Here is a 24915-nt window from a genome sequence, read left to right as displayed (position 1 = left end):
TAGGATGCCTGCCGCAGCCCTGCGGTCATCGCCGCCCACCGCGAAAGTCCGGCAACGGATCCGTCTCCTCTAATCTCAGGATAAGTCAACGTCGTTTTTCCATCGGGCCACAGGAAAGATAGCAACAGACTCGCGTAGCTTTAAGCGTATCGTGCAACACCGCCGGCTCAAAAGAAAGGTTTTTGATATCGTCAAGGAGAGATGCGCCTCGTGAACATCCATGGATGCAAAAAAGATCATTGCAGGGGGGTTCATCGGGGGGATAGCCCTCCTCATCGTGAACTTCGTCATCTCGGCCCTCATAATGCTTATCGCTCCCTACGATGCCCTCGCTCTGGGGGGTATGCGCCCGGCGGGCGATCCGCTGGTGCTGTTCTTCTTCGCCTACCCGTTCATCCTGTCGTTTGCGGCAGCCATCGTGTTCGACCTGGTAAAGGACGCGTTACAAGGCCCGCCGGGCAGCAAAGGGACGGCTTTCGGCGCGATGCTCATCCTGATCTACACAATACCGAGCGTCTTCATCACCGTCACGTCGATGGACTACCCGACCGGGTTCTACCTCGAAGACCTCCTCTTCGGAATTGTAGGGTTTCCCCTCATCGGCACCATCTATGCCATGATCTGGGAGCATCTTTAGCCGGCTCACCCCGGACATGCCTATCCGGGTGCCGGTCTCGGGAGAGACCCCCGACAAAGAACGGCAAGGGTATCGGAAGTCCGGGCCGACCGCGGCGCCGGGACGAGGAACCTGGCGAACGACACAGGCCGGGCAGGACTTTCCAACCGTCACCCGGTGGGCCGGACCCCTCTACCTTCCCGTCATCCTCTTGATCCTCGCAAGCGGCGACGATCGCTCCAGGAACTCCGAGAGGAACCCGGAAAACTCCTCGTCCCAGCACTCGGCACCGGCCTTCACTGTCCAGCCCTGCTTCATCGAGCGGTAGACATGCTTGCCGAGCGCGACCTCAAAGAGGGTCTTCGACCGGAGAAGGTCGCCGGCCCGGGTGAACGGGCGGGCGACCTCCACGACGTAGCGGCCGTCCTCGACGTAGGGGCCGGCGAAGACTTCCTCACCGACGTACTTCGCGAGAAACTTCTCCGCGTTCTCCCGCGACGAGAGCGGCGGGCCGATGTGCCGGCGCATCGCCGGGGCCTCCGCAGCCATCAGCTCGAAGACGAGCATGCACCGCTCTTTTCCCATGCAGACATCGATGCGGTTGGCCGGAAACCCGCTTCGCTCCAGGAGTTCCCGGATCGACTCGGCGGACTTGCGGAGCTGGGGGACCACCGTGTCGGGGGTGTAGTCCGGCGTTGCAAACGTGATGGAGAAGAGGTGCGTCCCCCGCAGAGAGAGGAGACGGGCGAAGACCTCCCGGGTGAGCGGCGGCGACGGCGACCGGCAGAAGAACGCCTCCGACGGCCCGGCGAGGTAGCCGCGGGCGAGCTCCGCGAACTCGAACATCCGCGAGAGCGAGAGCGCCGCCGCCACGTTCCGCTCCGGATCGACCGGATCGATGACGACGAGCGGGTCCTCGAACTCCTTCGTCCCGTGCTCCTCGATATCGATCACCTCCCCGGGCCTCCAGCAGGCGGCGGCCTCGAGAAGCGGGTGGAACCCCCCGTAACGGATCGTCAGGATCTCGCAGAGGTAGCCGGAAAACCCCTCGGTCATATGGTCCGAGCCGTAGACCCCGCCTGCCTTCGCGAACTGCTTCGCAAGGAGGACGTCGTCGGCGTAGTCGTCTATGTGCGCGAGGATGTAGCGGGTGTGAAACGGTGTCCGGTCCACGGCGCTCTTGATCTCGGTGGCGCTCGCAACGGCGTAGCAGGGGACGAGATCGATATCGAGCGAGTCGATCGTCGCGTTGACGTAGGGGTGCTCCGCGTACTTCTCCCGCCAGGTCGCGCCGAACTCCTCCGCGATCCGGTGCGCGAGGGCGAGCCCCTGCTCCTGCAGTTCCTCCCGGGAGAGGGCGGGGTCGAAGAGCATGAATATATCGAGATCCCGGTCGCCCCGGACGAAGGTATCGCGGGCGACCGAACCGACCATCATCGCCTTCGCCTTCCCCGAACGCTCCACCGCCTCGATCAGCCGCTCTCCCATTGCACGGATATAGGTCCGCTCTTCGGGCGTGGGGCGGATCCGCTCAAGCACCTCCTCCTCGCAGGGGCACCGGGTCACAGCGCGACCTCCGCGAGATCCTCGTAGATCGAGCCGCGGGGCGTCAGCGTGCTCTTCTTGAGTTTGATGCTCGCCACCCGGCAGGTCCCGAGCGGTTCGCGCGGGATGGACGCCGCCTCCCGGCACTGCGAGGGATGGAACTCTTTCACCCGGGCAAGGGTCACGTGGGGGCGGAAAGGACGCGTCTCCCGGGAAAACCCGAGAGGCGCGAGGAGATCGTCCACCTGCCGGGCAAGCGCGGCGCTCTCCCCGCCGTCCGTGACGTCGCACCAGATCACCCGCGGCTTTCGTGGCGGGTTGCAGACGGGGTACCCGACCGTCAGGCTGAAGGGAGCGGCCCGGACAGCCCGGAGCGCCTCGACGACCGGATCGACCTGCGCCGGATCGATCTCCCCGAGGAACTTCACCGTGAGATGGAGGTTTGCAGGGTCGACGATGGCGAGCCGTCCGGACGACCGTTTCAGGATCTCCTGGGACTCACGGGCGCGCTCCCGGAGATCCTCCGGCAGATCGATTGCAACGAACGTCCTGACCATACTACCGTACTATCGTGCTTCACCCTACAAAATGGTGATTGTCCGGCGGAGACTTGAGCGCCACAACAGAGCGCAAGGCGGCCGGGGAATCCGCCCGGCAGGAGGTTTTCGGGCATCCGCAACAGGGGTGCGGGAATATGCTCACCGATGAGAAGCAGCGCCCCGCATAGAATGAGATCTGTTATAACCGTGCAAAACGAAAATATAGTGACCGAATAATCCGGGGGTATTATCATTTCAGATACAACGCAATTCACCGTATACACACTGGAATTCTGCCCGAATTGCGAAATACTCAAAGAGTTCCTGAACTCAAAGGAGGTCCCCTTCGTCGAGTGCGACATGGCGTCCGCCGAGGCGCTGACCGAACTCCGCATGAACGGCGTGTTCGTCCAGGAAGCGCCGGTTCTGCAGAAGGGCGACGCATTCTACACCTCCGCCGATCTCTTCAGCGGCGGCGCGTTCCAGGAAAACCTTGTCGCCGACCTGATCGCGGAGGCATGAGGTTGACCCGCAAGTCGACACAGGCGACTCTATTCGGGGAGTTCGTTCCGACGTTCCCGAAGGTCAGGACATCCCGCGGCTTCCTCCTCGACTGGGACCGGAACCGGATCGTCAGGCAGATTCTGGAGGAGACCCGGCTCGTGGAGACCTTCTACGGCTACGAGGGGGCCGACGAGGAGACGGCGAAGGATATCGCCCGGAGAGTCGAGAAGAAGATCCAGATGCTGGGTCTTCAGTCGCTCTCCGGCCCCCTGATTCGCGAGATCGTCAACATGACGCTCCTCGAGCGCGGCCTCGTCCCCTACCGCAACGTCTGCACCCGGGTGGGAACCCCGGTCTTCGATGCGCACCTCATCGACGTCGGGCGCGGGTTCGAGGCGCACGACAACGCGAACCTCCAGGAGAACGCCGAGACATCCCACAAGAAGAAGGCGGACAAGATCAGCAAGGAGCAGTACCTCCTGCAACTCCCCCCGGACCTTGCGGACCACCACCTCCGCGGCGATCTCCACATCCACGACCTGGAATACTTTGGTACTCGCCCGTTCTGTATCGACGGGAGCACGGTTGTGCCCCTGCGGATGGAGAACCGCACCAGGAGTATTCGCCTTGACGAGCTCCCGATCGATGGCGATGCGTGGCTCCCGCAGGACCTCTCTGCACTCACCCCGGGAGGCTGGAGGCGGGTCGCAAAGGTGACTCGCCGGAGGGTGAAGCCGGGCGAGATGCGCCGGATCCGGACGTCCAGCGGACGAACGCTCCGGGTCACCGGCGAGCACCGGATCCCGGTGCGGACCGATGAAGGGATGGCCGTCCGTCGTGCCGACGAGGTCAGGCCCGGGGACGCCTTCTACAGAATCTCCGCGGCCGACGGTCTTCGTGGGGAGACGATCGGAACGATCGATCTCGTCCGGGAACTATCCGCATCGGTTCCGGCCGAACTCCTCGGGAACGTCTACGTCCGCGGTGCCGAAGGGATCTTCAGCCACGTGGTGCAGAGCAGGCAGGCCGCTTCATACGCCGAGATCTCGCGGGAGCTCGGCGTCGAGCACCAGAAGCAGTGGTATACGCGCGGGATCATGCCGGTCGCACTCTTTGCAGCCTTCTCTCGTCGCTACGGCATCGAGGACTACGCCGGGGTCACCATCGGGGCCGCGGGGAGCGAGCACGAACTCCCTGCCCTTCTCACCCTTACGCCGGAACTCGTTCGGCTCCTCGGGTTCTTCGTCTCGGAGGGGAACTATAACGCCGCCCCGGCGGTCGGGCAGTACAACCTCGCGATCACCGAGAACCGGCAGGCGCCCGCGATCCAGGCCGCGGCGTGCGCTGCCCTGAACACCTATGCAACGGTCGCCGGCGGCGCTCCCGACACCACGACCATCTACGGGGTCGAGGTGGAGCGAAACCGGGCGCTGCAGGTCTACTTCGGCGGAAAGGCAGCCTACCTGCTCTTCCGCTACGTCTTTGCCATCCCCGAGGGGGCAGCAGGAAAACGCCTCCCCTGGATCGTCTACCACCTGGACGACGTGCTCCTCCACGAGTTCCTCTCCGCCCTCTTCACCGGGGACGGTTCGGCATACTACCGCCCGGAAAAATCGGACTGCATCGTCAACTACACCACCGCTTCCCCGGCGCTCCGGCAGGAACTCTCGCTCCTGCTCACCTCGCTCGGGATGTCGCCGCATATCGTCGAACTCTACGGCGAAGAAGAGCGGCGGACACTCTACCGGCTCCAGCTCAACGGGAGGAAGAACATCGAGACGTTCGCCCGGTACGCCACATTCCTCGACGAACGGCAGAACCACATCGACAGGTTCCTCTCCGCGGTGAAGGGAACACGGACCGCCGAACGGGAGGAGACGGTTGTCGAGATCGGGTCCGCGGAGCCCACCGGCGAGTACGTCTACGACCTCTTCCTCGACGGCGACGGGAGCGAGGAGAGCCACACGTTCTACGCATCGGACGGCCTCCTCATCCACAACTGCCAGGATTGGGATCTCCGCTACTTCTTCTACTACGGCCTGATGCCCGACGGGAACGGGACGAAGGCCTCGGTCGCCGGCCCCGCGAAGCGGGCCGAGGTGGCGGTCCTCCACGCGGTCAAGGCGCTCGGCTCCGCCCAGACGAACTTCGCCGGCGGCCAGGGCTACTACAACTTCCTCACGTTCATGGCGCCCTTCTTCGAGGGGATGGACTACGAGGAGATCCGGCAGCTGATGCAGATGTTCGTCTACGAGATGACCCAGATGATGGTCGCCCGGGGCGGCCAGGTGGTCTTCTCGTCGGTCCAGCTCTCCCCCGGCGTCCCGACCCTCTGGAAGGACAAGCCCTGCGTCTACCGCGGCAAGGTCTGGAACGGAGAACAGGCGCCGCTCCGGACCTACGGCGAGTTCGAGCGGGAGGTCCGGCTCCTCTTCAAGGCGCTGATGGAGGTGATGCTCGAGGGCGACTACTGGGGCAAGCCCTTCTCCTTCCCGAAACCCGAGATCAGCATCGAGCCCGACTTCCTCACCGAGGACGAGGAGTTCAACCGCGAGCACCCGGATCTCCCGACCTACCAGGATCTCTACCTGATGACGTTCGAGCTCGCGTCCAAGTACGGCAGCCCCTACTACGACAACCAGATCCCCGCCTACCGGGGGGCCGGAGAGGGGATCTCGTGCTATCAATGTTGCGCGTACCAATTTTCCTCCCTCGCCGACGAGGACGACCAGTTCGAGGACAAGCTCTACTTCCGCGAGGGGAAGCACTTCTCGATGGGATCCTGGCAGGTGATGTCGATCAACTGTCCGCGGGCGGCGTACAAGGCGGAGGGCGACCAGGAACGGCTCTTTTCCGAACTGAAATCGCTCATGGACATCGCCGTCGACCTCTACCGTATCAAGCGTCGCTGGATGTCCCTCATCCGGACGAACGGCAGGATGCCGTTTGCGATGCAGCGCCCGAAGGACCCTAACACCGGCGAACGCGGCGCGATTGCCGTGGATCTCGAAGGGCTCGTCTACACCATCGGCGTCGTCGGGGTCAACGAGATGGTGCAGCACTTCACCGGCCACCAGCTCCACGAGTCGAAGGAGGCGTTCCGCCTCGCCGTCCGGGCGATGACCGAACTCGAGATGTACGCGCGCGAACTCTCGAAGAAGCACAACATGACGATCGCCCTCGCCCGCACCCCGGCGGAGACGACCGGCCAGCGGTTCGCGGTCGCCGACCTCCTCGACGAGCGGTTCCGCGACCACGCGATCAAGGTCATCAAGGGCGACGCGGATACGGCGCTCGATATGCTCGGCACGACGCTCGATCTCCCCATCTACTACACGAACGGCACCCACGTCACCCCGGCGGCCCCCGTCCCGCTCACAAAAAGGATCGAGATCGAGCACGTCTTCTTCCCCGTCGTGGACGGCGGCAACATCTTCCATATCTGGCTCGGGGAAGCGCGCCCCGATCCCCGGGGGCTGATGGAAATGGCGATGAACCTCTGCCGGACGACCCAGATCGGCTACTTCGCCTTCACCCGCGACCTGACGGTCTCCCTCAAGGAGTACCGGGAACTGAAACCGGCGCGCCAAGACCGGGCAACCGGTGCCGGCACCTCCCCGGCGGCGGACCGGGCGGATGCCTGACCGGGATCATACCTTTTTTGGTTTGCCGGGAAGACTCAGTTAGGAACTGCCCGGCAGAAGACCGCGGCGCTATGCGAGAGGCATACCCATGATCGACCTGAAAACATCACTCCTCGCCATCGATGTCGGCCGGGGCACCCAGGACATCCTGGTCTACGAGCCCGGCCGATCGATCGAGAACAGCATCAAACTGGTCCTCCCCTCCCCGACCGTGGTGACGGCGGAGAAGATCCGGCAGGCAACCCGCGCCGGGCTCCCGGTCTTCCTGGACGGATACCTGATGGGCGGTGGCGCGAACACCGGCGCAATACGCGAACATCTGGCAGCAGGCCTTCCCGTCTACGCCACAGAGGAGGCCGCTCTCACCCTCCACGACGACCCGGAACGGGTGCGAGCGCTTGGAGTCGAGATCCGCGCCACCCCACCGGGGGACGCGGAAACCGTCCGCACCACCGACTACATGGAGCAGGAACTCAGGCAGGCTCTCTCCCTCTTCGGGGTGGACTACCCCGGGAACGTCGCGGTCGCAGTCCAGGATCACGGCTACTCGCCGCACCGGAGCAACCGCATCCACCGGTTCGAACTGATGCGGGAGCGGCTGGACGCCGGGGACTGGGACCTCCTCTCGCTGGTTACCGACCCGCCGCTCGCCGACATGACCCGGATGCAGGCCGTCCGGAGCCAGGCACCGGACGCGCTCGTCACCGACACCGGCCCCGTCGCCCTCATCGGGACGCTCTGTGACCCGCGGGTGCGGCAGATGGCAAAGGACGGGGTGACCCTCGTCAACGCCGGAAACGGACACACCCTCTGCTTCACCCTGAAAGGGCGGGAGATCCACGGGCTCTTCGAGCACCACACCGGCGCGCTCGACCCCGCGAAACTGCAGGACTACATCCGGCGGCTCGCCGACGGCACCCTGACCTCAGAGGAGGTCTTCGACGACAACGGCCACGGGGCGGCGATCCGAAGACCACTCAAGACCGGTGCCGTCGTCGTCACCGGCCCGAACCGGCTCCGGCTGCTCCCGGAAGCCTACCAGGCGGCGCCCTTCGGGGACATGATGCTCTCGGGATGCTTCGGGCTCGCGTATCTCTGGAAGGAGTTTAGAAAGGCGTAAGGGGAAGCCCCCAGTTTTTAGCCGGGACGTACCTCTATAGTTACATTCCAGTAAAGTATCAGGATAATTACTCCAATTTTTAGTCATGGTGCTTGTTAATATCGCCAGTTGATCGTAACGAATGCAATTATGATCACGCAGTACTCTGTAAGAATCCCTTAAAAGAAGTAAAAAGTTTTTCAGCCACTAACGCAGGAGTGATCTGAGTAATAAGTTATTTATCTAATGTTGTTTTAGAATCACTTAATGTAAATGGTCGGGGGCATTTGTGACGTGAATGTTACCAAGAGAAATACATTCGAAATTGAGAGAAAAAATTTCATTAAATGTGCTGTTGAAGTTTGGCGTCTTCGAAATCACATTGAGCCCATTAAAGAGAAGCAATTTACAGTAATCAGGCATTCAATTTTAAACCTCTTCTATTTGTTTGAAAAAGAAGGCATTTCGTTTGTCGAACTAAAGAATCAAGCATATGATGCTGGGATGGCATTGGAAGTAATTGATATCGAGGAAAATTCGCAACTACCAAAAGGATCAGTTACTATCAAGGAGGTAATTGAACCTCTTGTCTTATTGAATGGCCAGGTTATAAATCAAGGTCAAGTTATTCTCGAAAAAGGTACGCTGGAAGACGTACCAATGTTGATCCACGAGGAGTAAGATGACTGATATGATAAATTATGGTATTGATCTTGGCACGACTAATTCAGCGATAGCAAAATTTGATGGAACAAACATCCGTGTTATTAAGAATCGCGACCAAAATGAATTGACTCCATCTGTTATAAGGATAGACAAAAATAAGCGCATTCTTTGTGGAAAAAGGGCGTATCAGACCCTTATTTTAGACCCAGAAAACGTCGCATCAGAATTCAAACGCCTTATGGGACAAAGCGATAAAATTAATTTTTCAGCAGCCTCGCTTTCCCTATCTCCTGAAGAGTTATCAGCTGAGGTTTTAAAATCTCTACTAGCCGACGTTCGGCTTCAAACTGACGAAAAAGTAGAATGTGCTGTAATTACTGTACCTGCAGCATTCGGTCAACTTCAATGTGAAGCAACGGCTCGTGCAGCAACTCTTGCTGGGCTTGAAGATGCTCCTCTATTGCAGGAACCCCTCGCCGCGTCAATCGCGTATGGCATGAAAGCGGATTCCCGGGATAAAAAATGGCTTGTGTACGATCTTGGCGGTGGAACTTTTGATCTCGCCCTTATTTCCACCAAAGATGGTAACATGTCAATTCTGGCACATCAAGGGAACAACATGCTTGGGGGTAAGGATTTCGATCGATTAATTGTGGAAACAATACTCTGGCCACACCTGGAAACTAATTTCAGATTGCCCAGTCAACAGGAGAATCCAACATTTCATCGAAGGTTGTCTCAAATACTGAGAGTAAAAGCGGAAGAAGCTAAAATAGAATTAAGTTATTCAGACAGAACAATTATCAGTATTTTTGATGTTGGAGATGATCTACAGGGCGCCGTAATTGAGGCGGATATCCCAATTACTAGAATGGACCTGCAACCATTGGTCGAACCATATATTCTAAAAACAATTGAGCTCTGTAAAAGCGCATTGAAAAACGCGAAGTTAACCACAAGTGATATTGAGACAGTAATATTGGTAGGGGGATCTACTTATATGCCAATATTACGAGAAATGCTCAAATCACATTTAGGCATTCGTTTAGAATTCTCAATTGATCCAATGACTGTTGTTGCTCGCGGTGCTGCAATCTATGCATCCACACTACCATTACCAAAACGTACCAATCTTCCTACAACTGAAAATTATTCAGAGTCTGAGGTTGTTCTCAACCTTGCATACGAACCAGTCTGGGCTGAAACAACAACATTAGTTGCTGGAAAGGTTGAGAGAAAACCCAAAGGCACTCAATCAATTGAAATATCAATCCAATCAGAGTCCAACCATTGGGATAGCGGTTGGATTCCCGTAAAAGATGACTACTTCGAGTTTGATGCCTATTTACTAGAAGATACAACAAATAAATTCTGGATCTATGCCAGAGATGAAAAAGGCAATGACCTCACTCCAAATCCAGAAAAAATAATAATCCGTCACGGATTGACTCTTTCAGAGCCACCTCTACCACATACAATTGGTGTAGAAGTTATCAATAATGACAGGAAAAAAGAGATAGATATTATCTTTAGTCGCTCAACCCCACTTCCCGCGTTTAAGAATATCACCTATACAGCGAAAAAGACATTAACCCCTGGCCTAAACGATGATTATCTTGCGATAAAGATCTGGGAGGGTGAAAACCTAGCAGATCCAGAAGCGAATAACATTGTCGGTGCGCTTAAAATCCGCTCTGAAGAGATTCGAAGGCCGATTCCTGAAGGAGCGGACATTGAAATTTCAATTGAGATTTCCACATCCAGGCTCATGAAAGTGCAGGCCTTTGTTCCCGTAATCGGTCAGTATTTTCAGGAACGAGTCTATGTCCCAAAAGAGAGTGAAGATATTGTTGTTGAGAAGGTAAAAGAGGTTGATAGGGAGATTGACAATCATCTTGAAAGAATAGTCAATTTAAATGAGTTTGCCCAAGAAGAAAGCAGTGCCAGTAATATTAAAAAAGAGTTGAATGAAATTAGAATGAAACTAGAAGAACTCACCGAGGAAAATAAAAGATACCAAAACAAAAGTTCAAACGATCCAGATGATGCAAAACGAGTGATTGAGAAGTCAAAAGAAATACGAGGAGATCTTAGCAGAATCGAGAACGATATTTCCGTTAAAAGGAAATTTTCAATCGTTTTACGAGAATTGCGAGAGTATAGAGCGATAACTCAAGAAGTTGTGACCACGTGGGGAACCTCGATAGATAAAAAAGAGTTTGAACTATTGAATTATGAAGCAGATAAAAAAGTTGACGAGGAAAATGAGCGGGCATTAATTAAAATAACCAAGGACATGGATAACTTAAGGTGGAGAATTCTCTTCGAGCAGGATTGGTATATTAGGCAAGTTTTTGAGGAGTTGTGCGAAAACAGAGAGAGTTTTGTTAACATACAAGAATCCCAACGACTGATTGCACTTGGGCAAGGTGCAATTAGTCGTGGAGATGGTGACACCTTAAAAGAGATAATCAAAGGCCTCTGGGAATTACTGCCAAAGAGTACCGTGCAAGCAGAGGAGGAAGAGAGATTTGAACCTGGAATAAAACGAAAATAATGTGTGCACATGATAAAAAACAGACCATCGTTTCCAAAAGGCAAGGAGTTCTTATCATCAGGGTCAATAGGTACTGTACGCTGTTGTTCAGATGGCCTCGAGGTCTATCAACTCGTTCATCCAATCCACAAAAATCTTTTTGGGGTAGTTATTCATTGCGAAACAGATACTGAAGCAGTTGCGACCAGTGAGCTTCACCAAAAATGGTGGATACTCCTCCAGAATATCTCAATTCTGGAAAAAACGAGGATTGCATTTCGTGATCACTTTCTTTTTTTAGCAACAGTTCAGATCGCTCATAATTTTCAAGAGATAAAAAACGGTGGAAAATTACTCACTGAAAACCAATCGATATCTCTCTTAAGAGATCTGATACGGCTATGTAAACATGCAAAAGAAAACAATTTAATTCCGATGGTTGATGAAGGATCGTTTATTCTGGCGACAACTGACGACATATCTATCATCATTCCATTATTCATTGCAAATCGATTTAACTACAAAAATCATGAATACTTACATTCAAACAGATCACTTCTCAAAATTGTATATCGATTTGCAACCGGCATCAACATTGAAGAAGAACCATCGAGATTAAAGGGAAACGATATCCCCCTACCACATAAATGGAACCCAGATATAAGTGAAAGATTTTCCCTTTTTTTGAAAACAGAGCTGCTAAAGAATAATCAAATAGAATCTTCATTAGAAACGCTTGAACATAGTCTAAAAAAGGCATTATTTGACCAGCACATTAGTTTAGAATTACCACATATCCCACAATCGTTAGGAGAAGCAGATGAATGCTGTCTTTCGAAACCACGGGGTCTGGCAAAAGTTGCTGGAATGAAGAAACTTAAGGAACTACTATTAGAAGAGGTAATTCACCCTATCCTGAACCCAGAGATCTACAAGTTATATCAGGTAAACATTCCGAACGGAATTCTTCTCTACGGCCCGCCGGGTTGTGGGAAAACGTTCATTTCAAGACAATTAGCTGAAGAATTGAATCATTACTTTATTGAGATTTCTCCCTCGGAAATAGCAAGTCCGTTCATCCATGATAGCGTCTCGAAAATACGTGACATATTCAATGACGCTGAACAGCATGCTCCATCTATCATCTTTATTGATGAGTTCGAGGCTTTTGTTCCACCTCGTTCGTTGTTAGGGGGTCATCAACAATTCAAATCAGAAGAAGTGAATGAATTTCTCTATCAACTCAATGAATGTTCAAATAAAGGAATAGTTATACTCGCTGCAACAAACGAACCGGATAGGATTGATCCCGCCATATTAAGGACTGGGAGATTTGACAAGTTGATCTATGTCGAACCCCCAGATCTTGAGGCGCGGATAGAACTTCTGAAGGTATATTTAAAGGGCCGACCACAAGATCCGCTCAATTTAGAGGGCATCGCTCTCGAGCTCGACGGATATTCATGTAGTGATGTGAAATATATCCTTGATGATGCAGCGCGAGCTGCAATGAAAGAAGGGTTGCCCATAAATTGTGATCATATAACAGATTCTATCAAGCGTAATCCATCCAGTTTATCAATGGAAATGTCTTCCAGATACGATAACATCCAACAGAGAGGGGTTGCCCCAAGGCCACGATATCCTAAGTAACTGAGGTAGCGTAACGAATCTTCTGTAAAATTGAATTGGCCCTGGATCCAACCTAGATTTGGACAAAGGAGAAACAGGGCCATGGATCCCTTAGCGTTAATCGAAGATTATCTTTCCGATCAGGAGAATGGCATGAAGAACCTCATCACCGGGTTCCTCAACCAGGTGATGCTCGCAGAGGCCCTCCAGCAGGCAGGAGCTGCCCAGTACGAACGCACTGATGCGCGGAAAGCGCATCGGAACGGCTACAAAGACCGATCCCTCAAGACCCGATACGGGGAGACAATCCTCCGGAAACCGCAGTTCCGGGAGCTCCCGTTCGAGACACAGGTCTTCGGGCGCTATGCCCGGGTGGAGAAAGCTCTGGTGAACGCAATTGTCGAATCCTACCTCCAGGGAGTTTCGACGAGAAAGATCCAGGAGATCGTCAGTCATCTGGGGATCGACCAGCTCTCCCCGGCTTCGGTCTCCCGGCTGGCCAAGGACCTCGACGACCAGGTGCAGGCATTCCTCCTGCGGCCGATCGAACAGGCTATCCCGTATCTCTTCGTGGATGCTTCCTACTACAAAATCCGGGACGGAGCACGATACGTCACCAAAGCGGTCCTGGTGGTCGCCGGCGTCCGGGACGACGGCTACCGGGAGATCCTGGGCGCAAGAATCACGGATTGTGAGAACGAAGAATTCTGGTCAGGACTGTTCGAGGAGCTCAAAGAACGGGGACTCACCGGGGTTCAACTGGTCGTCTCGGATGGGCATACCGGCATCCAGAAGGCGGCTGAAGCCGCCTTCCTCGGTGCATCCTGGCAGATGTGTCAGGTTCATTGTACCCGCGCCGTCTTGAGGAATATTCCCCGGAAACACCAGAAGGAGGTTGTAGAGGGGCTGAAGGAAGCGTATGGGAGTGAGCAGAGACTCCAGGATCTTGCCGATGACCTGAATGCCCGGGGATACCGGAAAGCAGCCAACACCATCGAGCGATTTCTCTCGGGGCTCATGAGTTATACGGCATTCCCAAAACCGCACGGGAAACGGCTCAGAACGACGAACATGGTGGAGCGGGTCAATAGGGAACTGAAACGGAGAACCAAGGTTGTAGGCGTGTTCCCGAACGAGGCATCCCTTCTCCGGCTGGTCGGATCCATCCTGATGGACATCAACGAGGAGTGGGTTATCGGCAGAAGGTATTTGACGATGGAGAAGGAATGATCAAGCAAGGAGACAGGGCTCAGGCAAATTACAGAAGATCTGAGACGTTACCGTAACTGAGTCGATTACCCAGGCAACTCATAAAGTGGATGACAATAGTTTATTTGTCCAAATTGTTACCAAACGACCGATTTCCCTTTTTGAAACCCTGTTCCAGTCATGGTGGAAATGGAAACTATATCCCCACGCCCTGACCGGATGGTCGCGCCCCGACTACTAATGGGGGGGAACCGAACCCAGATTTCTTATGCAGTGGAACATAGAGATCACAACAGGGAAAACCTCTCTCCAAAATGCGGTACTCAAAGCCACACTCTATCCAGCCGCATTCGGCCTTCGAGATGATGGGCTTATCTTATCAGAGCAAGCCCTATTCACGGATATCAGAGATTTTAGGGATGACCCCCACAAAAGCAAGTTGGGGATTAAACAAAGCCATTCTCCAGAAACTTTTACTGCGGAATTGTGACCCCGGCCTCATGTGTTTATTGAATACTCGATTGAATTTGATCTCTTATCTCCTTAATGTCTTGATCAAATTCTATTGCTAAACCCCTATCTAATGCACACACAGCATTTTGATAATTCGTGAGTGCTGTAAATGTCATTCCACCATTATTCTGCGTATCAGCGAGTTGTGAATACGCCATTCCCTTATTACACCATACATGAGCGAGTTGTGAATTAATTTCGAGTGCTCTCTCAAAACAATCAAGTGCCTCAACTTCTTTATTTGTCTCAAGTAAAGTTAGGCCTTTGAAATTCCAAGCATCAGGATCATTCGGTACAATCTCTATTAATCGATCAAATGCAGCAAGAGCTTCTTCCAATCGTCCCAAATGCCTTAGTGCTCGCCCTTTCTGCAACCAAGTCATCCAATTATTTGGATCGATCTTAAGGGAATTGTCAAGAGTATTTATTACTTCGGATTGTTCGTCTTTAACAGCAGTGACGCCGGAAATACATTTTTCAATAGATCGGACGAGATTTCCATCTTCATGCATATGATCGAGAAAGTAAGGGAGGTTAACTGCATTCCAGTGGTCACGGGCGCTTAGACTGAACCAAGGACCTTTATCATCAAATATCCTAATTTTTCCATCGGACGTGTTATGTCCCCGATAATTATCCCAGGACAAATGCTTATGTTTTCCCTCTTTCGTCACCAAATCTGTAGTACCTAACAGTTTCGATGATAACGAGATTAGGCCTTTTGATACAGGGTTGTAACTGAAATCCTTATAAAATCCTGTAAAATCAATAGCAATATCAGATATGTATATCCTTCGCCCAGATTCAAAATCCTGAATCATCTTATTAATCAGAGGGATCTGAACTAAATGGAACAGCCTACTAATAATCTCATCAAATCTATTTCGGATTTTATCGATACCAAACCAAGTTTTATCAGCGCATTCAATCATCATAATTCTTTCATCAGAAGAGGAAACACATCTCGATGAGGAGTTAATAGGACAATTGTCACTTCCAAATCTCAACCAAATTGCATAAGAACGAGTCGTTGGAACTCCATTAAAACTTTCTTCGAGTATGCCGTATTTAATGCCAGTGACATCTTGTATTTCATAACATTGGTCTTTAAAAGAGATCTGATTTTTAGAGATATTCAGATCATATTTTCCTATCTTTTCATAATATTCCGCAAATTCTTCGAATTCATGGGCATCGTTTATAACTTTAGATATTACTGCTAAATCTTCATTTATCTTCATTAAAACAGGCATATCTTTAGCATAAACCTTTGCTTCCTCTAAAATAACAGCTGCTAATTCGGAAGATTCAATTTCATTATGATAACATATAGCAATATTCCGAAGACAGAAAGCGATTTTTTCTCGTATATTCTTTGATAAATCAGAACTTTCTCCCGCTAACCGCAACAATTCTTCAGCTTTATTTAATGTGCTCATCTTAAATGATTCTAAAATCCGATCGATACCTGTCTTTTTCTCAGAAATGGAGCATGATGATTCCCAGTTTTCAGAAACTAATCTATTTACCTCATCGAGACTTTCTATCAGTTTCTCTTCCAGAGGTGCGAGAATATCATATTCGATTTCAGAGACTACTCGGGGAGGAATATTAGATGTGCGGATCAACTCAAGATGTCGCTGAAAAATATCCTCTGAGTTCGTAGCTATTGCTCTCTTCATGCAACTGACATTTGGCTTTACTAACATTCCCCAAATGTCGGTTTTTAGTGAGTTAAAATCATCAAGCGTAGCGAGAGGTTCAAAGTCAGACCGTTGTTCGATCTCCTCAAAAAAAACCCAATATCTCTCATCTTTAAAGAGTTTCGCCCATCGCTCAAAAATACGCGCCCATTGTTTAGTATTCTCTGCGTTTATATCCTGTTTAAGATAGTATGCATGACAGAGAATCGCAAGATTGATTGATGCTGACAATTCCTCAGATGTACTCCATACACTTATTGCATCAGTATATTGGCCTTTTTTTAATTTATCAAGAGCTTCAGCATCATTTTGATTAACGTTAATAAACCAAAAAAGCCTCTCACTAATGCGCAACCTTGGTGTTTCAATACAGTTTTGTGCATCACGAAGTGATCTTTCATCCCTTGGAATTCGATTCAGGAAGTCCAGTGGATCAGATATTAGAATCGGAGCGCCTAACTTCGCCCGAGTTTTTGAAGCCTGTTGAGCACTCTTTATTTCTTTTTTATGAGTATTGCTTTCAACTCCAAAAATCCTGAATGCATTAGTGTCATACATTGTTGAAATTTCTTCCTTACTGGTAGGGTGTGTTAACGACGCTGGATTTAATTTCATGGGTTGTTCAGGTCCTCGTTTAACGTCGAAAGCAGCTTCACAATTCTTACAATACAAAGGGGGACTTTCATCCCACTCGTGTGGGATCCCACACTTAGGACATTTTAAAATATGGAATACCATTGAGTGTCTATTGACCTACTTTGCGATAAATATTTAGATAGGGAAAGGTCTTCAAGTAGAGGCGCGCAGATATACACCCTTGATATTCACTCTCAAATAGTGTACTGATCTTCTGGTTCCCTTTTCTTGTTCCCTTTATCTCTACCAGGACGCTTTCGGCGCGGTTTACAATTAGATTCACATTCACTCCCATTTCCATCTTGGAATTTTTCTGGCTTCTCAAACTTCAGGCGCTCTATCCACCGTTGCTCGCATTTAACGATGCAAAAACTCCACCTACCTTGGATATGCGTCGTTACGCGAGGCCATTCAGGTATTCTCATACTCCAGATACCCTTGCTTCTAGGCAGCAAGAACACCAATACGCTCCAAACAAACCGGAGAAACCCGGAGGTACTTCTCATCAAACGATCTCTATCGTCCCCCGGATGCCCTCCAGAGCACCGGGGATCAGTTCTTTTGCCATGCACCACCCGGCCCGGGGGTCGTCTTTATGGAAGATGCCGAACATCCACGATGCGCAAAACCCCAGTCCATGATAGGTCTCGGATTCGCCGCAGAGGAAGACCGCGGTATATCCCATCTCGCGGGCGATCTGGAAAGCCCGGTCCATCATGGCGCGGGCGATGCCCTGCCGGAACCGGTCCGGGCGGACGCTGATCGGGGATAGCACCAGGGAGGTGACCGGGCCGTCGTTCGTGGCAATTACGGTTGCATACAACACAATCTGTCCTACTATGCTACCTTCTGCATCCTCCGCCACCAGCGAGAGTTCGGGGATGAACGTCTCCTTTCCTCTCAGTTCGTTCAGGTAATCCGCTTCGGTTCCATCCGAATGGGCGGTTGTGGCAAACGACCTCTTTACGAGTTGATAGACGTCCTCATAATCCGCCGGCCGCTCCTGCCGTATCGTGTACATACTAATCCCCCGGGATCAGCAGCCGACCTCAAGGACCATGTTTGCGGTCTCCAGTCTACCGTAATCGCCCTCGCCGTACCGCTCCAGGTATGTTCCGTAATAGTCAGCGGGATCAAAGTCATTACGCCGCCGAAAGCCGCACTTCTCGTACGCCCTCACGGCGCGGGAGTTTTTCACCCACGGCCGGATGATGAAGGTTCGGATACCGTGCTCTTCGACCAGCCGGTCTATCAGCATCGCTATCACGGCGGAGCCGATGCCTCTCCCGGTATATTTCTCTGAACGGAGCCACATATCGAGCTCCAGGTTCTCTATCCGCCCATCGTTGTGCGTATGCGAGATCGTCCCGACGATCTCGCCCTGATACCGTATCAGCAGATATTTGCTCTTGCCGGGAACGCTACCGAAGAACTGCTCTTCCTCGTCCCTCAACTCGGACCAATCAAAATCATCCTTCTTCTCGAGCATGGACCGCCAGATACCCGGGTCCTCAAAGGCCATCTCATAGATGAAGCGCCTGTCTGAAGGTTCGGCGTATAGTAGCGTAGTCCCGTCTCTCTCGATGTAGATTCGCCGGTCTATGGTATCCTCTCTTGCCATCGGCTATATCCCTTTGCGGCAGCGGGCGGAATATATCTTGCTACCGGGGCGGGCAGTTCCTCGACTGTTCTGGATACGTGTAGATCTGAATCACTCTTCAACGAGAGGGGAGGGGCGTGTGGCTCCACAAGAGCGCATCCCGCATCCTACGAGGAAGGCGCCCCGCCCAGCAGCCCCTGGAAGAATCCCACGATCAGGTCGAGTATCGACGGCGAGGACGCAGACCGCTCATCCGCCCCGGCGCCCCCTTCCGCAGCATAGAAAGCCGCCACATCTTCTTTCCCGAGACCGCGCAGGGCCTCGAGATGCCCGACCGCCGCGGCGGCGATCGTCTCGTGATCGACGCCCCGCGCCCACGCTCCCATCATCGTCTCCGATGGGCGGAGCGTCGAGTTCTCGACGCCCAGAACTGCGTAGAGGCCGGGAAGCAACGACGCTTCCGCCGTCACCGCATCCCCATCGGGCCGGATGGCGATCACCGGGTCGGAGACGCCCGCCGAAGGCACCTCCTGGCCGCCGGCAAGCGCGTAGGCGTGGAAGGCGAAGAGGTCCGGGTTCGACGTCAGGTTGGTGACCAGCCGCTCCTCGGCAAGGGTGAGGTTTTCAAGCGTCAGTCTCCCGGTGCGGGTAGCGACCGAGAACTCCCAGACACCGCGTTCCCCGTCCCCGAGGGATCGGACCTCACGGGTCCGGGTGATCTCGTAGACCCCGGTCTCGTCCGGCGGCGGCACCAGGACGACGTAGGCCGGGTCATCCTCCGTGATCGTCACGTTCCTCGCCTCCACCGTCACGGTGACGGTGAACGTCTCCCCCTCAAAGACCGCGCGTGGGTGTCGCCCGCCGAGACGCATCGCCGAATCGAGGAGCCAGTCGAGGTTCGCTATCTCCACCCCGCTCCGGGTGAGAGCGACGTCTTCAGGGGTCCGGTCGAGGATCACCCCGATACCCCGGACAAAGAGGCCGTCGCTCGGCACAGCGGCCACGGGCGCTATCCCGGTCTCGTTCTCCCCGGTGGGGGTATACGACGAGGAGGGGTTGACGAGGTTATGGCCGCTCTGGACAAGCGGACGATCGTGGGAGTAGTGCGCTTTCGCCATCGTCGCGCCCGGCCGCGGCGGAGCAAACCGTTCAAGGGTCGGTTCCGGGTTCGTCTCCTCCTCCGCATCTTCATCGTCGGCGAGGTCATCATCGGTCTCGTCCCCCGGGTCGGCGAGGGTATCGTCGGTCTCCGTCCCGGTGGGCTCAGAGATCTCTGTTGTATTCAGGGATGGGCCCTCCGCATCGGCGGTATCGTTGCCGCTTGCAACCGTCTCCCCGGTAAAATCCGACAGGGTCGATGTGTCCGGGGAAGATGTGGAGGTTGCCGGAACCGTTTCCGTCGAATCCGCTGCCCCTTCGGGCGGCGTCGGGGCATCCCCGGTAGCAAGGGAATCGGGCTCCCGCTCCTCGACGGTTTTCTCCTCCCCCTCATCAGGCGCCGGACTCACCGCAGGCGTGACCGGCACTTTATTGACGACGGGCTTCTCGCCCGGTAGATCGACGGTGCCGTTCTCGTCGGACCCGGCGAGAGCGACTGTGAGAAGGGCGGTCATGAGAATACAGAGCACCAGGGCCCCGACGATGAGAAGATATCCTCTCAACGAGACCACCCCGGGCATACGGGAACCCCACGCACCCTCTTCGCCGGCTCTACCGCAGGCGGCACGGGGCACACTATCCGGGCGGGAACTCCGTTCATGGGAGTCTCATGGAGCACACGCCGATATAAATAATTTACTGGCGGGAGCGCGCTCGAAACCCCCCTGCAAATCGCCTGGAGGGAAACTGCCTACCTGCCGGCCGGGATATTGCCGGACGACGGTAAAAAAAGTTTTCAGGCAGAATCGTTCTGCATCAGCTGGACATCGGCGATGTCATGCTGTCGCTGTGCGAGAACTTTCGCCTTGAAGATATTCTTCCCCGCTTTGCCGATAGCAAGGCCCCGGTCCTCGTCCCGGACCTCGATGAGGGCGACCTGCTGATCCTCCTCGTCCGTATCGAAGTCGATGCCGGTGACCTGGGCGGGCAGGAAGCAGTTCCGGAGGAACTGGCTCGGGTCGGCGGAGTATTCCACGACCTCGATACGCTTCCCCATCACGTCGGAGGCCTTCTTGATGCTCGACCCGCCCTTCCCTATAGCGAGTCCCATATCGCCGGGATTGATCACGAAGATGATCCGCTCGTTGCGGTTATCAACGATGCAATCGCGGCTGCCTGCGCCGGTAAGGCTCTCGAACTGGGAGATGAGGCGCATGCACTCCTCAGTCAGCGTGACCTGTGGCATCGTCTACACTCTCGCAGCATTCAGGATATCGGATTCGCCCGGCTCGACCACGGCGAGCGCACTGACGACGTACGGTCTGCCGCAGGCTTTCCCGAGCTGGACACTCGAACCTTCGTAGACGTAGACCGGGATATCGATCTCATTCACCAGATTTTTAACGGATTCCGGGCTGTTCCTGGCCACCACAATAAGTTTGGCCTTGCCTTCTTCGATGGATTCCAGGGTCTTGTTTCGACCCAGGAATACGGTACCAGTCTTCACGGCTTTGCGTAGTGAAGCATTAAAGTCCATTATGATTTCTCCTAGATTTTCAGGTTTATGGGTTTTGCGATGAGTTTCACATCACCGGTGCCAAGTTGGATAGGCTGACCCACGATCACGTTCTCGGTGACGCCGTTTAATTCGTCCACCTCGTTCGCGATTGCAGCATCCAGCAGATGGTTGACCGTCACTTCGAATGCAGCCCGGGAAAGGACACTCTCTTTCTCACCGGCGATACCGTGACGGCCGATCTGCTTGACCTCGCCGTCCATGCACATCATATCCGCGACGAGCATGATATGACGGACATCGACGCTGATACCCTGTTCGTTCAGGGTACTTAAGGCCTCCTGGATGATCGCATTCCGGCCGGCCTCGATACCGAGCACATCGGCGATCTCGCTGATGTTGTTGCTCCGGGTGCGGGAGGTATCGACTCCTTCGACTTCGAAGACATCTTTTAGGTTGGAGCCCTCAGTATAAAGGATATACTCTCCGCCCTCCTTTCTGACGACGACCCGCTCGATATCGTCGATACCCTGGACGATGACATGCCTGACGTGCTCCGCGAGCTGGAAGAGGTTCTGGTAACTCTCCTGGTTCTTCGGAGTGAACGTAAGCGAGACGCTCTTCGGGTCACCTTCAACGTCAAAGTCGCGGAAGTGCCGCTTCTCGCGGATCTTCCTCGGCGCCGCCTCAAGGATCTCGTCGATCGAGATCTTGCGCCGGTCGCAGACCGCCTTGTTTAACAGGACGAGAACCTGCATGTTCTCCATGTCGATGGTGATATCCCCGAACTCGTGAAGCGGCGCGGCCTCGATCTGCCAGCTCACCTCACGGGCGCGGTCGCGGTTGAACGCCCAGTCGTCCAGCAGGTAGACCGCCATCGTGGGGGTGCTCGGCTCGCGCCGGGCGTCCATGATCTCGATCAGGCGGGGGAGACCGAGGGTAACGTTGATCTCGGCCACACCCGCGTAGTGGAAGGTACGCATCGTCATCTGGGTGCCGGGCTCGCCGATAGACTGCGCCGCCACGACACCGACCGCCTCGCAGGGCTCGATCCGGCTCTTCTGATACTCTGAAAAGACCATCGCGAGGATCTGCTCGAACTGCTCCTCGGTGACGTCCCGGTCCGCGAGACTCGCCTTGAGGTCCTCCTGCGTCCGATAAGGCAGATCGAGGGCATCGATCCGCTGCTCCATATCGCTGTTCATTTGACCTCCTCCTTGAGCACGCTCTCAACGATACCCTTCACGTCCACCGGGGCGCCGTAACTGCTCCTTGCGGGGTCGGTTCCGTCCTCGCCGTAGCGGAACTGGATGATCCGGCCGCCCGTCGTCCGGACGGTGCCGTCGTACGCCACCTTGAGGTCCTGCAGGGCGTTGATCATCCGCCGCTGGAGATACCCGCTCTGCGATGTACGAACCGCAGTGTCCACAAGACCTTCACGCCCACCGATGGCGTGGAAGAAGAACTCGGTGGGAGAAAGCCCGCTCTTGTAACTGTTGGCGATGAACCCGTGCGCCTCGGCGCCGCGGTCGTTGCGCCGGAAGTGCGGTAGCGTCCGGTCCTCGTAGCCACGCATGATCCGCTCGCCACGAACCGACTGCTGCCCGAGACACCCGGCCATCTGTGTCAGGTTCAGCATCGAACCCCGGGCGCCCGAGACCGCCATCACCACGGCGCTGTTGTCCATACCGAGGTGCCGGCCGGCGATCTCACCGGTGCGGTCACGGGCCTTGCCGAGCACCTGCATGATCTGCATCTCGAGCGTCTCTTCAAGTGTCCGGCCCGGCATCGGTTCGAGCTGCCCCTCGTTGTAGATCTTGATCCGGCGCTCGACGTCGCTGATGGCGCCCTTGAGCACCTCATCGATCTGACCGTACTCGGTCTTGGTCAGGTCTTCGTCGTCGATACCGAACGAGAACCCTTCGAGCATGATGCCCCGGATCGAGAGTTTGGTCACGTCGTCGATGAACCGGGCAGCCCGCTTCATGCCGTGCTGCCTGATGATCCGGTGCAGGATCTGGCCGTCGAACGCACCGATCCCCTTCTTGTCGATGGTTCCGGAGACCAGGTCTCCGTTGATGATCCGGATGAACGCATCGTTCTCGCACATCTCACGCCGGCAGGTCTCGCAGTTCTGGCACGACGAGGCCCGGAAGACCATGTTCAGGTTGTCGGGGAGAACGAGCGAGAAGACCTGTTTGTTCGTCCAGAGGGGGTTGCCGTTCTCGTCCAACCGGTCCGGCTCAGGCAGGTGCTGGAGATCCAGGTGCTGGGTGAGGTAGAGCACGTCCTCCCTGGTGAAGTGCTGAATCCGGTGCGTCAGGAGGAAGATACCCGAGATATGGTCGTGGATACCCCCGATGATCGGGCCGCCGGTCCTCGGCGAGAGGATGTTCGACGAGACCGAGACCAGGATCTCGGCCTCGGCCCGCGCCTCCTCGGTCTGCGGGATATGCAGGTTCATCTCGTCGCCGTCGAAGTCGGCGTTGTAGGGCGGGCAGACGGCCGGGTTCAGCCGGAAGGTCTTCCCGTCCATCACGACGACCCGGTGGGCCATGATGCTCATCCGGTGCAGCGATGGCTGCCGGTTGAAGAGAACGATATCCCCGGTCTTTAACTGCCGCTCCACCGTCCAGCCCGGCTCGATCATCTCGGCAACCGTCTCCAGGTTCGCATCCGAGAGACGCATCCTCCGGTTGTCCGGCCGGATGGCGTAGTTTGCACCGCAGGGCGACCGGATGGTGGGGCGCTCGGGGCCGTTCAGGACGTACTGCCGCATCTCCTCGAGGTTGAACTGGGTCACCCGGATCGGAAGCGTCATCTCGTTTGCGATGGCAAGCGGGATGCCGACTTCGCCGATGGAGAGGTTCGGGTCGGGGGAGATGACCGTACGGGCGGAGAAGTTGACACGCTTACCGGAGAGCGAGCCGCGGAACCGCCCTTCCTTCCCCTTGAGACGCTGCGAGAGGGTCTTTAAGGGGCGGCCGCTCCGGTGCCGGGCGGGCGGACATCCCGCCACCTCGTTGTCGAGGTAGGTGGTGACGTGGTACTGCAGGAGTTCCCAGAGATCCTCGATGATCAGCTGGGGCGCGCCGGCGTCCTGGTTCTCCTTGAACCGCTGGTTGATCCTGATGATGTCCACGAGCTTGTGGGTCAGGTCGTCCTCGGATCGCTGCCCGTTCTCCAGGATGATCGAGGGGCGCATCGTGACCGGCGGAACCGGGAGAACCGTGAGGATCGTCCATTCCGGGCGCGCGACGTCCGGGTTGACCCCGAGAGCCCGGAGGTCTTCGTCCGGGATTCTCTCGAGGCGCGCCCGGATGTCTGCCGGGGTCAGCTTATGCTCGACTTTGCGCCCCTCCTCCACGAAGACCTCGGAGAAGGTGGTGGGTTTCTCGAAGTTGATCTTGAGCTGCTGCTCTCCGCAGTGGGGGCAGACCCGCTCTTTCTTGATGTCCTTCTCGGAGACGATCTCACCCGCGAGCTCGTTGTCCTCGGGGCCGATGATCTTCTCGACCTCCTCGGTCGTCATCAGCAGCCGGGAGCACGATCTGCAGGTCACCCGGAGCAGTTTCCGGATCAGCCGGGTGTACCCGACGTGGATGACGGGCTTTGCGAGCTCGATGTGCCCGAAGTGGCCCGGACAGTCGGCTGCCTTCTGGTCGCAGGTCTTGCACCGGAGACCGGGGTCGATGACACCCAGGTTCAGGTCCATCAGGCCCTGCGGGTAGGGAAACCCGTCGTCGTCGTAGGTGTCCGCCCAGATGATCTTTCGAACGCTCATCTTGCGGATCTCCTTCGGGGAGAAGAGCCCGAACTCGATCCTTCCAACACGTTTTGGACTGGTCATAGTTTGATT

Annotated in this window: 18 protein-coding genes; 8 read left to right on the top strand and 10 right to left on the bottom strand. The window is 55.0% G+C overall.

Annotated elements, in window-relative coordinates; translation table 11 throughout:
• Nucleotides 1-220: 220 nt before the first annotated feature.
• Nucleotides 221-637, top strand: coding sequence for a hypothetical protein (locus MchiMG62_RS02245; protein ID WP_221057696.1), 417 nt, complete (start codon nt 221-223; stop codon nt 635-637).
• 171 nt (nt 638-808) lie between these two features.
• Here MchiMG62_RS02245 and cca read toward each other — a convergent pair whose 3' ends face one another.
• Both cca and thpR read right to left on the bottom strand, forming a co-directional pair.
• Nucleotides 809-2182, bottom strand: coding sequence for a CCA tRNA nucleotidyltransferase (cca, locus tag MchiMG62_RS02240; protein ID WP_221057695.1), 1374 nt, complete (start codon nt 2180-2182; stop codon nt 809-811).
• The gene (gene thpR, locus MchiMG62_RS02235) at nt 2179-2718 is read right to left on the bottom strand and encodes an RNA 2',3'-cyclic phosphodiesterase (protein WP_221057694.1); all 540 of its coding nucleotides are present in this window, start codon (nt 2716-2718) and stop codon (nt 2179-2181) included. The genes cca and thpR overlap by 4 nt, the downstream gene beginning before the upstream one ends.
• 342 nt (nt 2719-3060) lie before the next feature.
• Between thpR and MchiMG62_RS13345 the strand changes: the two genes are divergently transcribed.
• The 7 genes from MchiMG62_RS13345 (at nt 3061) to MchiMG62_RS02200 (ending at nt 14011) form a co-directional block, all read left to right on the top strand.
• The gene (locus MchiMG62_RS13345) at nt 3061-3222 is read left to right on the top strand and encodes a hypothetical protein (protein ID WP_305954476.1); all 162 of its coding nucleotides are present in this window, start codon (nt 3061-3063) and stop codon (nt 3220-3222) included.
• Nucleotides 3219-6848, top strand: coding sequence for an anaerobic ribonucleoside-triphosphate reductase (gene nrdD / locus MchiMG62_RS02225; RefSeq protein WP_221057693.1), 3630 nt, complete (start codon nt 3219-3221; stop codon nt 6846-6848). Before MchiMG62_RS13345 ends, nrdD begins: the two co-directional genes overlap by 4 nt.
• 88 nt (nt 6849-6936) lie before the next feature.
• Entirely contained in the window at nt 6937-7968 is a 1032-nt protein-coding gene (locus MchiMG62_RS02220) for a DUF1786 domain-containing protein (protein WP_221057692.1), read from the top strand.
• Between the two features lie 273 nt (nt 7969-8241).
• Nucleotides 8242-8628, top strand: a complete 387-nt coding sequence (locus MchiMG62_RS02215) for a hypothetical protein (protein WP_054847267.1) — start codon at nt 8242-8244, stop codon at nt 8626-8628.
• A 1-nt stretch (nt 8629) separates the two neighbouring features.
• Nucleotides 8630-11170, top strand: coding sequence for an Hsp70 family protein (locus tag MchiMG62_RS02210; RefSeq protein WP_074369659.1), 2541 nt, complete (start codon nt 8630-8632; stop codon nt 11168-11170).
• Nucleotides 11171-11179: 9 nt separating this feature from the next.
• On the top strand, nt 11180-12802 hold the full coding sequence (locus MchiMG62_RS02205; RefSeq protein WP_221057691.1) for an ATP-binding protein: 1623 nt from the start codon (nt 11180-11182) through the stop codon (nt 12800-12802).
• Nucleotides 12803-12883: 81 nt separating this feature from the next.
• A complete protein-coding gene (locus MchiMG62_RS02200; protein WP_221057690.1) occupies nt 12884-14011 on the top strand; it encodes an IS256 family transposase in 1128 nt (375 codons plus the stop codon).
• Between the two features lie 485 nt (nt 14012-14496).
• On the opposite strand, the gene MchiMG62_RS02195 is transcribed toward MchiMG62_RS02200, so the two are convergent.
• The 8 genes from MchiMG62_RS02195 to MchiMG62_RS02160 all read right to left on the bottom strand — a co-directional run bounded on the left by MchiMG62_RS02195 (nt 14497) and on the right by MchiMG62_RS02160 (nt 24906).
• Nucleotides 14497-16944, bottom strand: a complete 2448-nt coding sequence (locus MchiMG62_RS02195; RefSeq protein WP_083608829.1) for a tetratricopeptide repeat protein — start codon at nt 16942-16944, stop codon at nt 14497-14499.
• A 403-nt stretch (nt 16945-17347) separates the two neighbouring features.
• Nucleotides 17348-17863 carry a GNAT family N-acetyltransferase gene (locus MchiMG62_RS02190; protein WP_074369652.1) on the bottom strand — a complete coding sequence of 172 codons (516 nt, stop codon included), beginning with the start codon at nt 17861-17863 and terminating at the stop codon, nt 17348-17350.
• Between the two features lie 15 nt (nt 17864-17878).
• Nucleotides 17879-18463, bottom strand: a complete 585-nt coding sequence (locus tag MchiMG62_RS02185) for a GNAT family N-acetyltransferase (protein ID WP_074369651.1) — start codon at nt 18461-18463, stop codon at nt 17879-17881.
• A 146-nt stretch (nt 18464-18609) separates the two neighbouring features.
• Complete coding sequence (locus tag MchiMG62_RS02180) at nt 18610-20103, bottom strand: hypothetical protein (RefSeq protein ID WP_221057689.1); 1494 nt, start codon at nt 20101-20103, stop codon at nt 18610-18612.
• 233 nt (nt 20104-20336) lie between these two features.
• Nucleotides 20337-20786: a NusA-like transcription termination signal-binding factor gene (locus MchiMG62_RS02175; RefSeq protein WP_221057688.1), complete on the bottom strand. Its 450-nt coding sequence runs from the start codon at nt 20784-20786 to the stop codon at nt 20337-20339.
• Between the two features lie 3 nt (nt 20787-20789).
• The gene (locus MchiMG62_RS02170; protein ID WP_054847278.1) at nt 20790-21077 is read right to left on the bottom strand and encodes a 50S ribosomal protein L30e; all 288 of its coding nucleotides are present in this window, start codon (nt 21075-21077) and stop codon (nt 20790-20792) included.
• A gap of 11 nt (nt 21078-21088) precedes the next feature.
• The gene (gene rpoA2 / locus MchiMG62_RS02165; protein WP_425331901.1) at nt 21089-22249 is read right to left on the bottom strand and encodes a DNA-directed RNA polymerase subunit A''; all 1161 of its coding nucleotides are present in this window, start codon (nt 22247-22249) and stop codon (nt 21089-21091) included.
• A gap of 8 nt (nt 22250-22257) precedes the next feature.
• On the bottom strand, nt 22258-24906 hold the full coding sequence (locus tag MchiMG62_RS02160; protein ID WP_221057686.1) for a DNA-directed RNA polymerase subunit A': 2649 nt from the start codon (nt 24904-24906) through the stop codon (nt 22258-22260).
• Nucleotides 24907-24915 lie beyond the last annotated feature (9 nt).

The sequence above is a fragment of the Methanoculleus chikugoensis genome (genome assembly GCF_019669965.1).
In the GTDB taxonomy this organism is placed as follows: domain Archaea; phylum Halobacteriota; class Methanomicrobia; order Methanomicrobiales; family Methanoculleaceae; genus Methanoculleus; species Methanoculleus chikugoensis.
This window is presented reverse-complemented; position numbering and strand designations above follow the sequence as displayed.

What these genes read in the sequence shown, in the direction of transcription:
- thpR (WP_221057694.1), bottom strand. Translation starts at nt 2,718, where the DNA reads ATGGTCAGGACGTTCGTTGCAATCGATCTGCCGGAGGATCTCCGGGAG.
- MchiMG62_RS02195 (WP_083608829.1), bottom strand. Translation starts at nt 16,944, where the DNA reads ATGGTATTCCATATTTTAAAATGTCCTAAGTGTGGGATCCCACACGAG.
- MchiMG62_RS02175 (WP_221057688.1), bottom strand. Translation starts at nt 20,786, where the DNA reads ATGCCACAGGTCACGCTGACTGAGGAGTGCATGCGCCTCATCTCCCAG.
- MchiMG62_RS02185 (WP_074369651.1), bottom strand. Translation starts at nt 18,463, where the DNA reads ATGGCAAGAGAGGATACCATAGACCGGCGAATCTACATCGAGAGAGAC.
- rpoA2 (WP_425331901.1), bottom strand. Translation starts at nt 22,249, where the DNA reads ATGGAGCAGCGGATCGATGCCCTCGATCTGCCTTATCGGACGCAGGAG.
- MchiMG62_RS02220 (WP_221057692.1), top strand. Translation starts at nt 6,937, where the DNA reads ATGATCGACCTGAAAACATCACTCCTCGCCATCGATGTCGGCCGGGGC.
- MchiMG62_RS13345 (WP_305954476.1), top strand. Translation starts at nt 3,061, where the DNA reads ATGGCGTCCGCCGAGGCGCTGACCGAACTCCGCATGAACGGCGTGTTC.
- MchiMG62_RS02170 (WP_054847278.1), bottom strand. Translation starts at nt 21,077, where the DNA reads ATGGACTTTAATGCTTCACTACGCAAAGCCGTGAAGACTGGTACCGTA.
- MchiMG62_RS02190 (WP_074369652.1), bottom strand. Translation starts at nt 17,863, where the DNA reads ATGTACACGATACGGCAGGAGCGGCCGGCGGATTATGAGGACGTCTAT.
- MchiMG62_RS02210 (WP_074369659.1), top strand. Translation starts at nt 8,630, where the DNA reads ATGACTGATATGATAAATTATGGTATTGATCTTGGCACGACTAATTCA.
- MchiMG62_RS02160 (WP_221057686.1), bottom strand. Translation starts at nt 24,906, where the DNA reads ATGACCAGTCCAAAACGTGTTGGAAGGATCGAGTTCGGGCTCTTCTCC.
- MchiMG62_RS02245 (WP_221057696.1), top strand. Translation starts at nt 221, where the DNA reads ATGGATGCAAAAAAGATCATTGCAGGGGGGTTCATCGGGGGGATAGCC.
- MchiMG62_RS02205 (WP_221057691.1), top strand. Translation starts at nt 11,180, where the DNA reads ATGATAAAAAACAGACCATCGTTTCCAAAAGGCAAGGAGTTCTTATCA.
- nrdD (WP_221057693.1), top strand. Translation starts at nt 3,219, where the DNA reads ATGAGGTTGACCCGCAAGTCGACACAGGCGACTCTATTCGGGGAGTTC.
- MchiMG62_RS02200 (WP_221057690.1), top strand. Translation starts at nt 12,884, where the DNA reads ATGGATCCCTTAGCGTTAATCGAAGATTATCTTTCCGATCAGGAGAAT.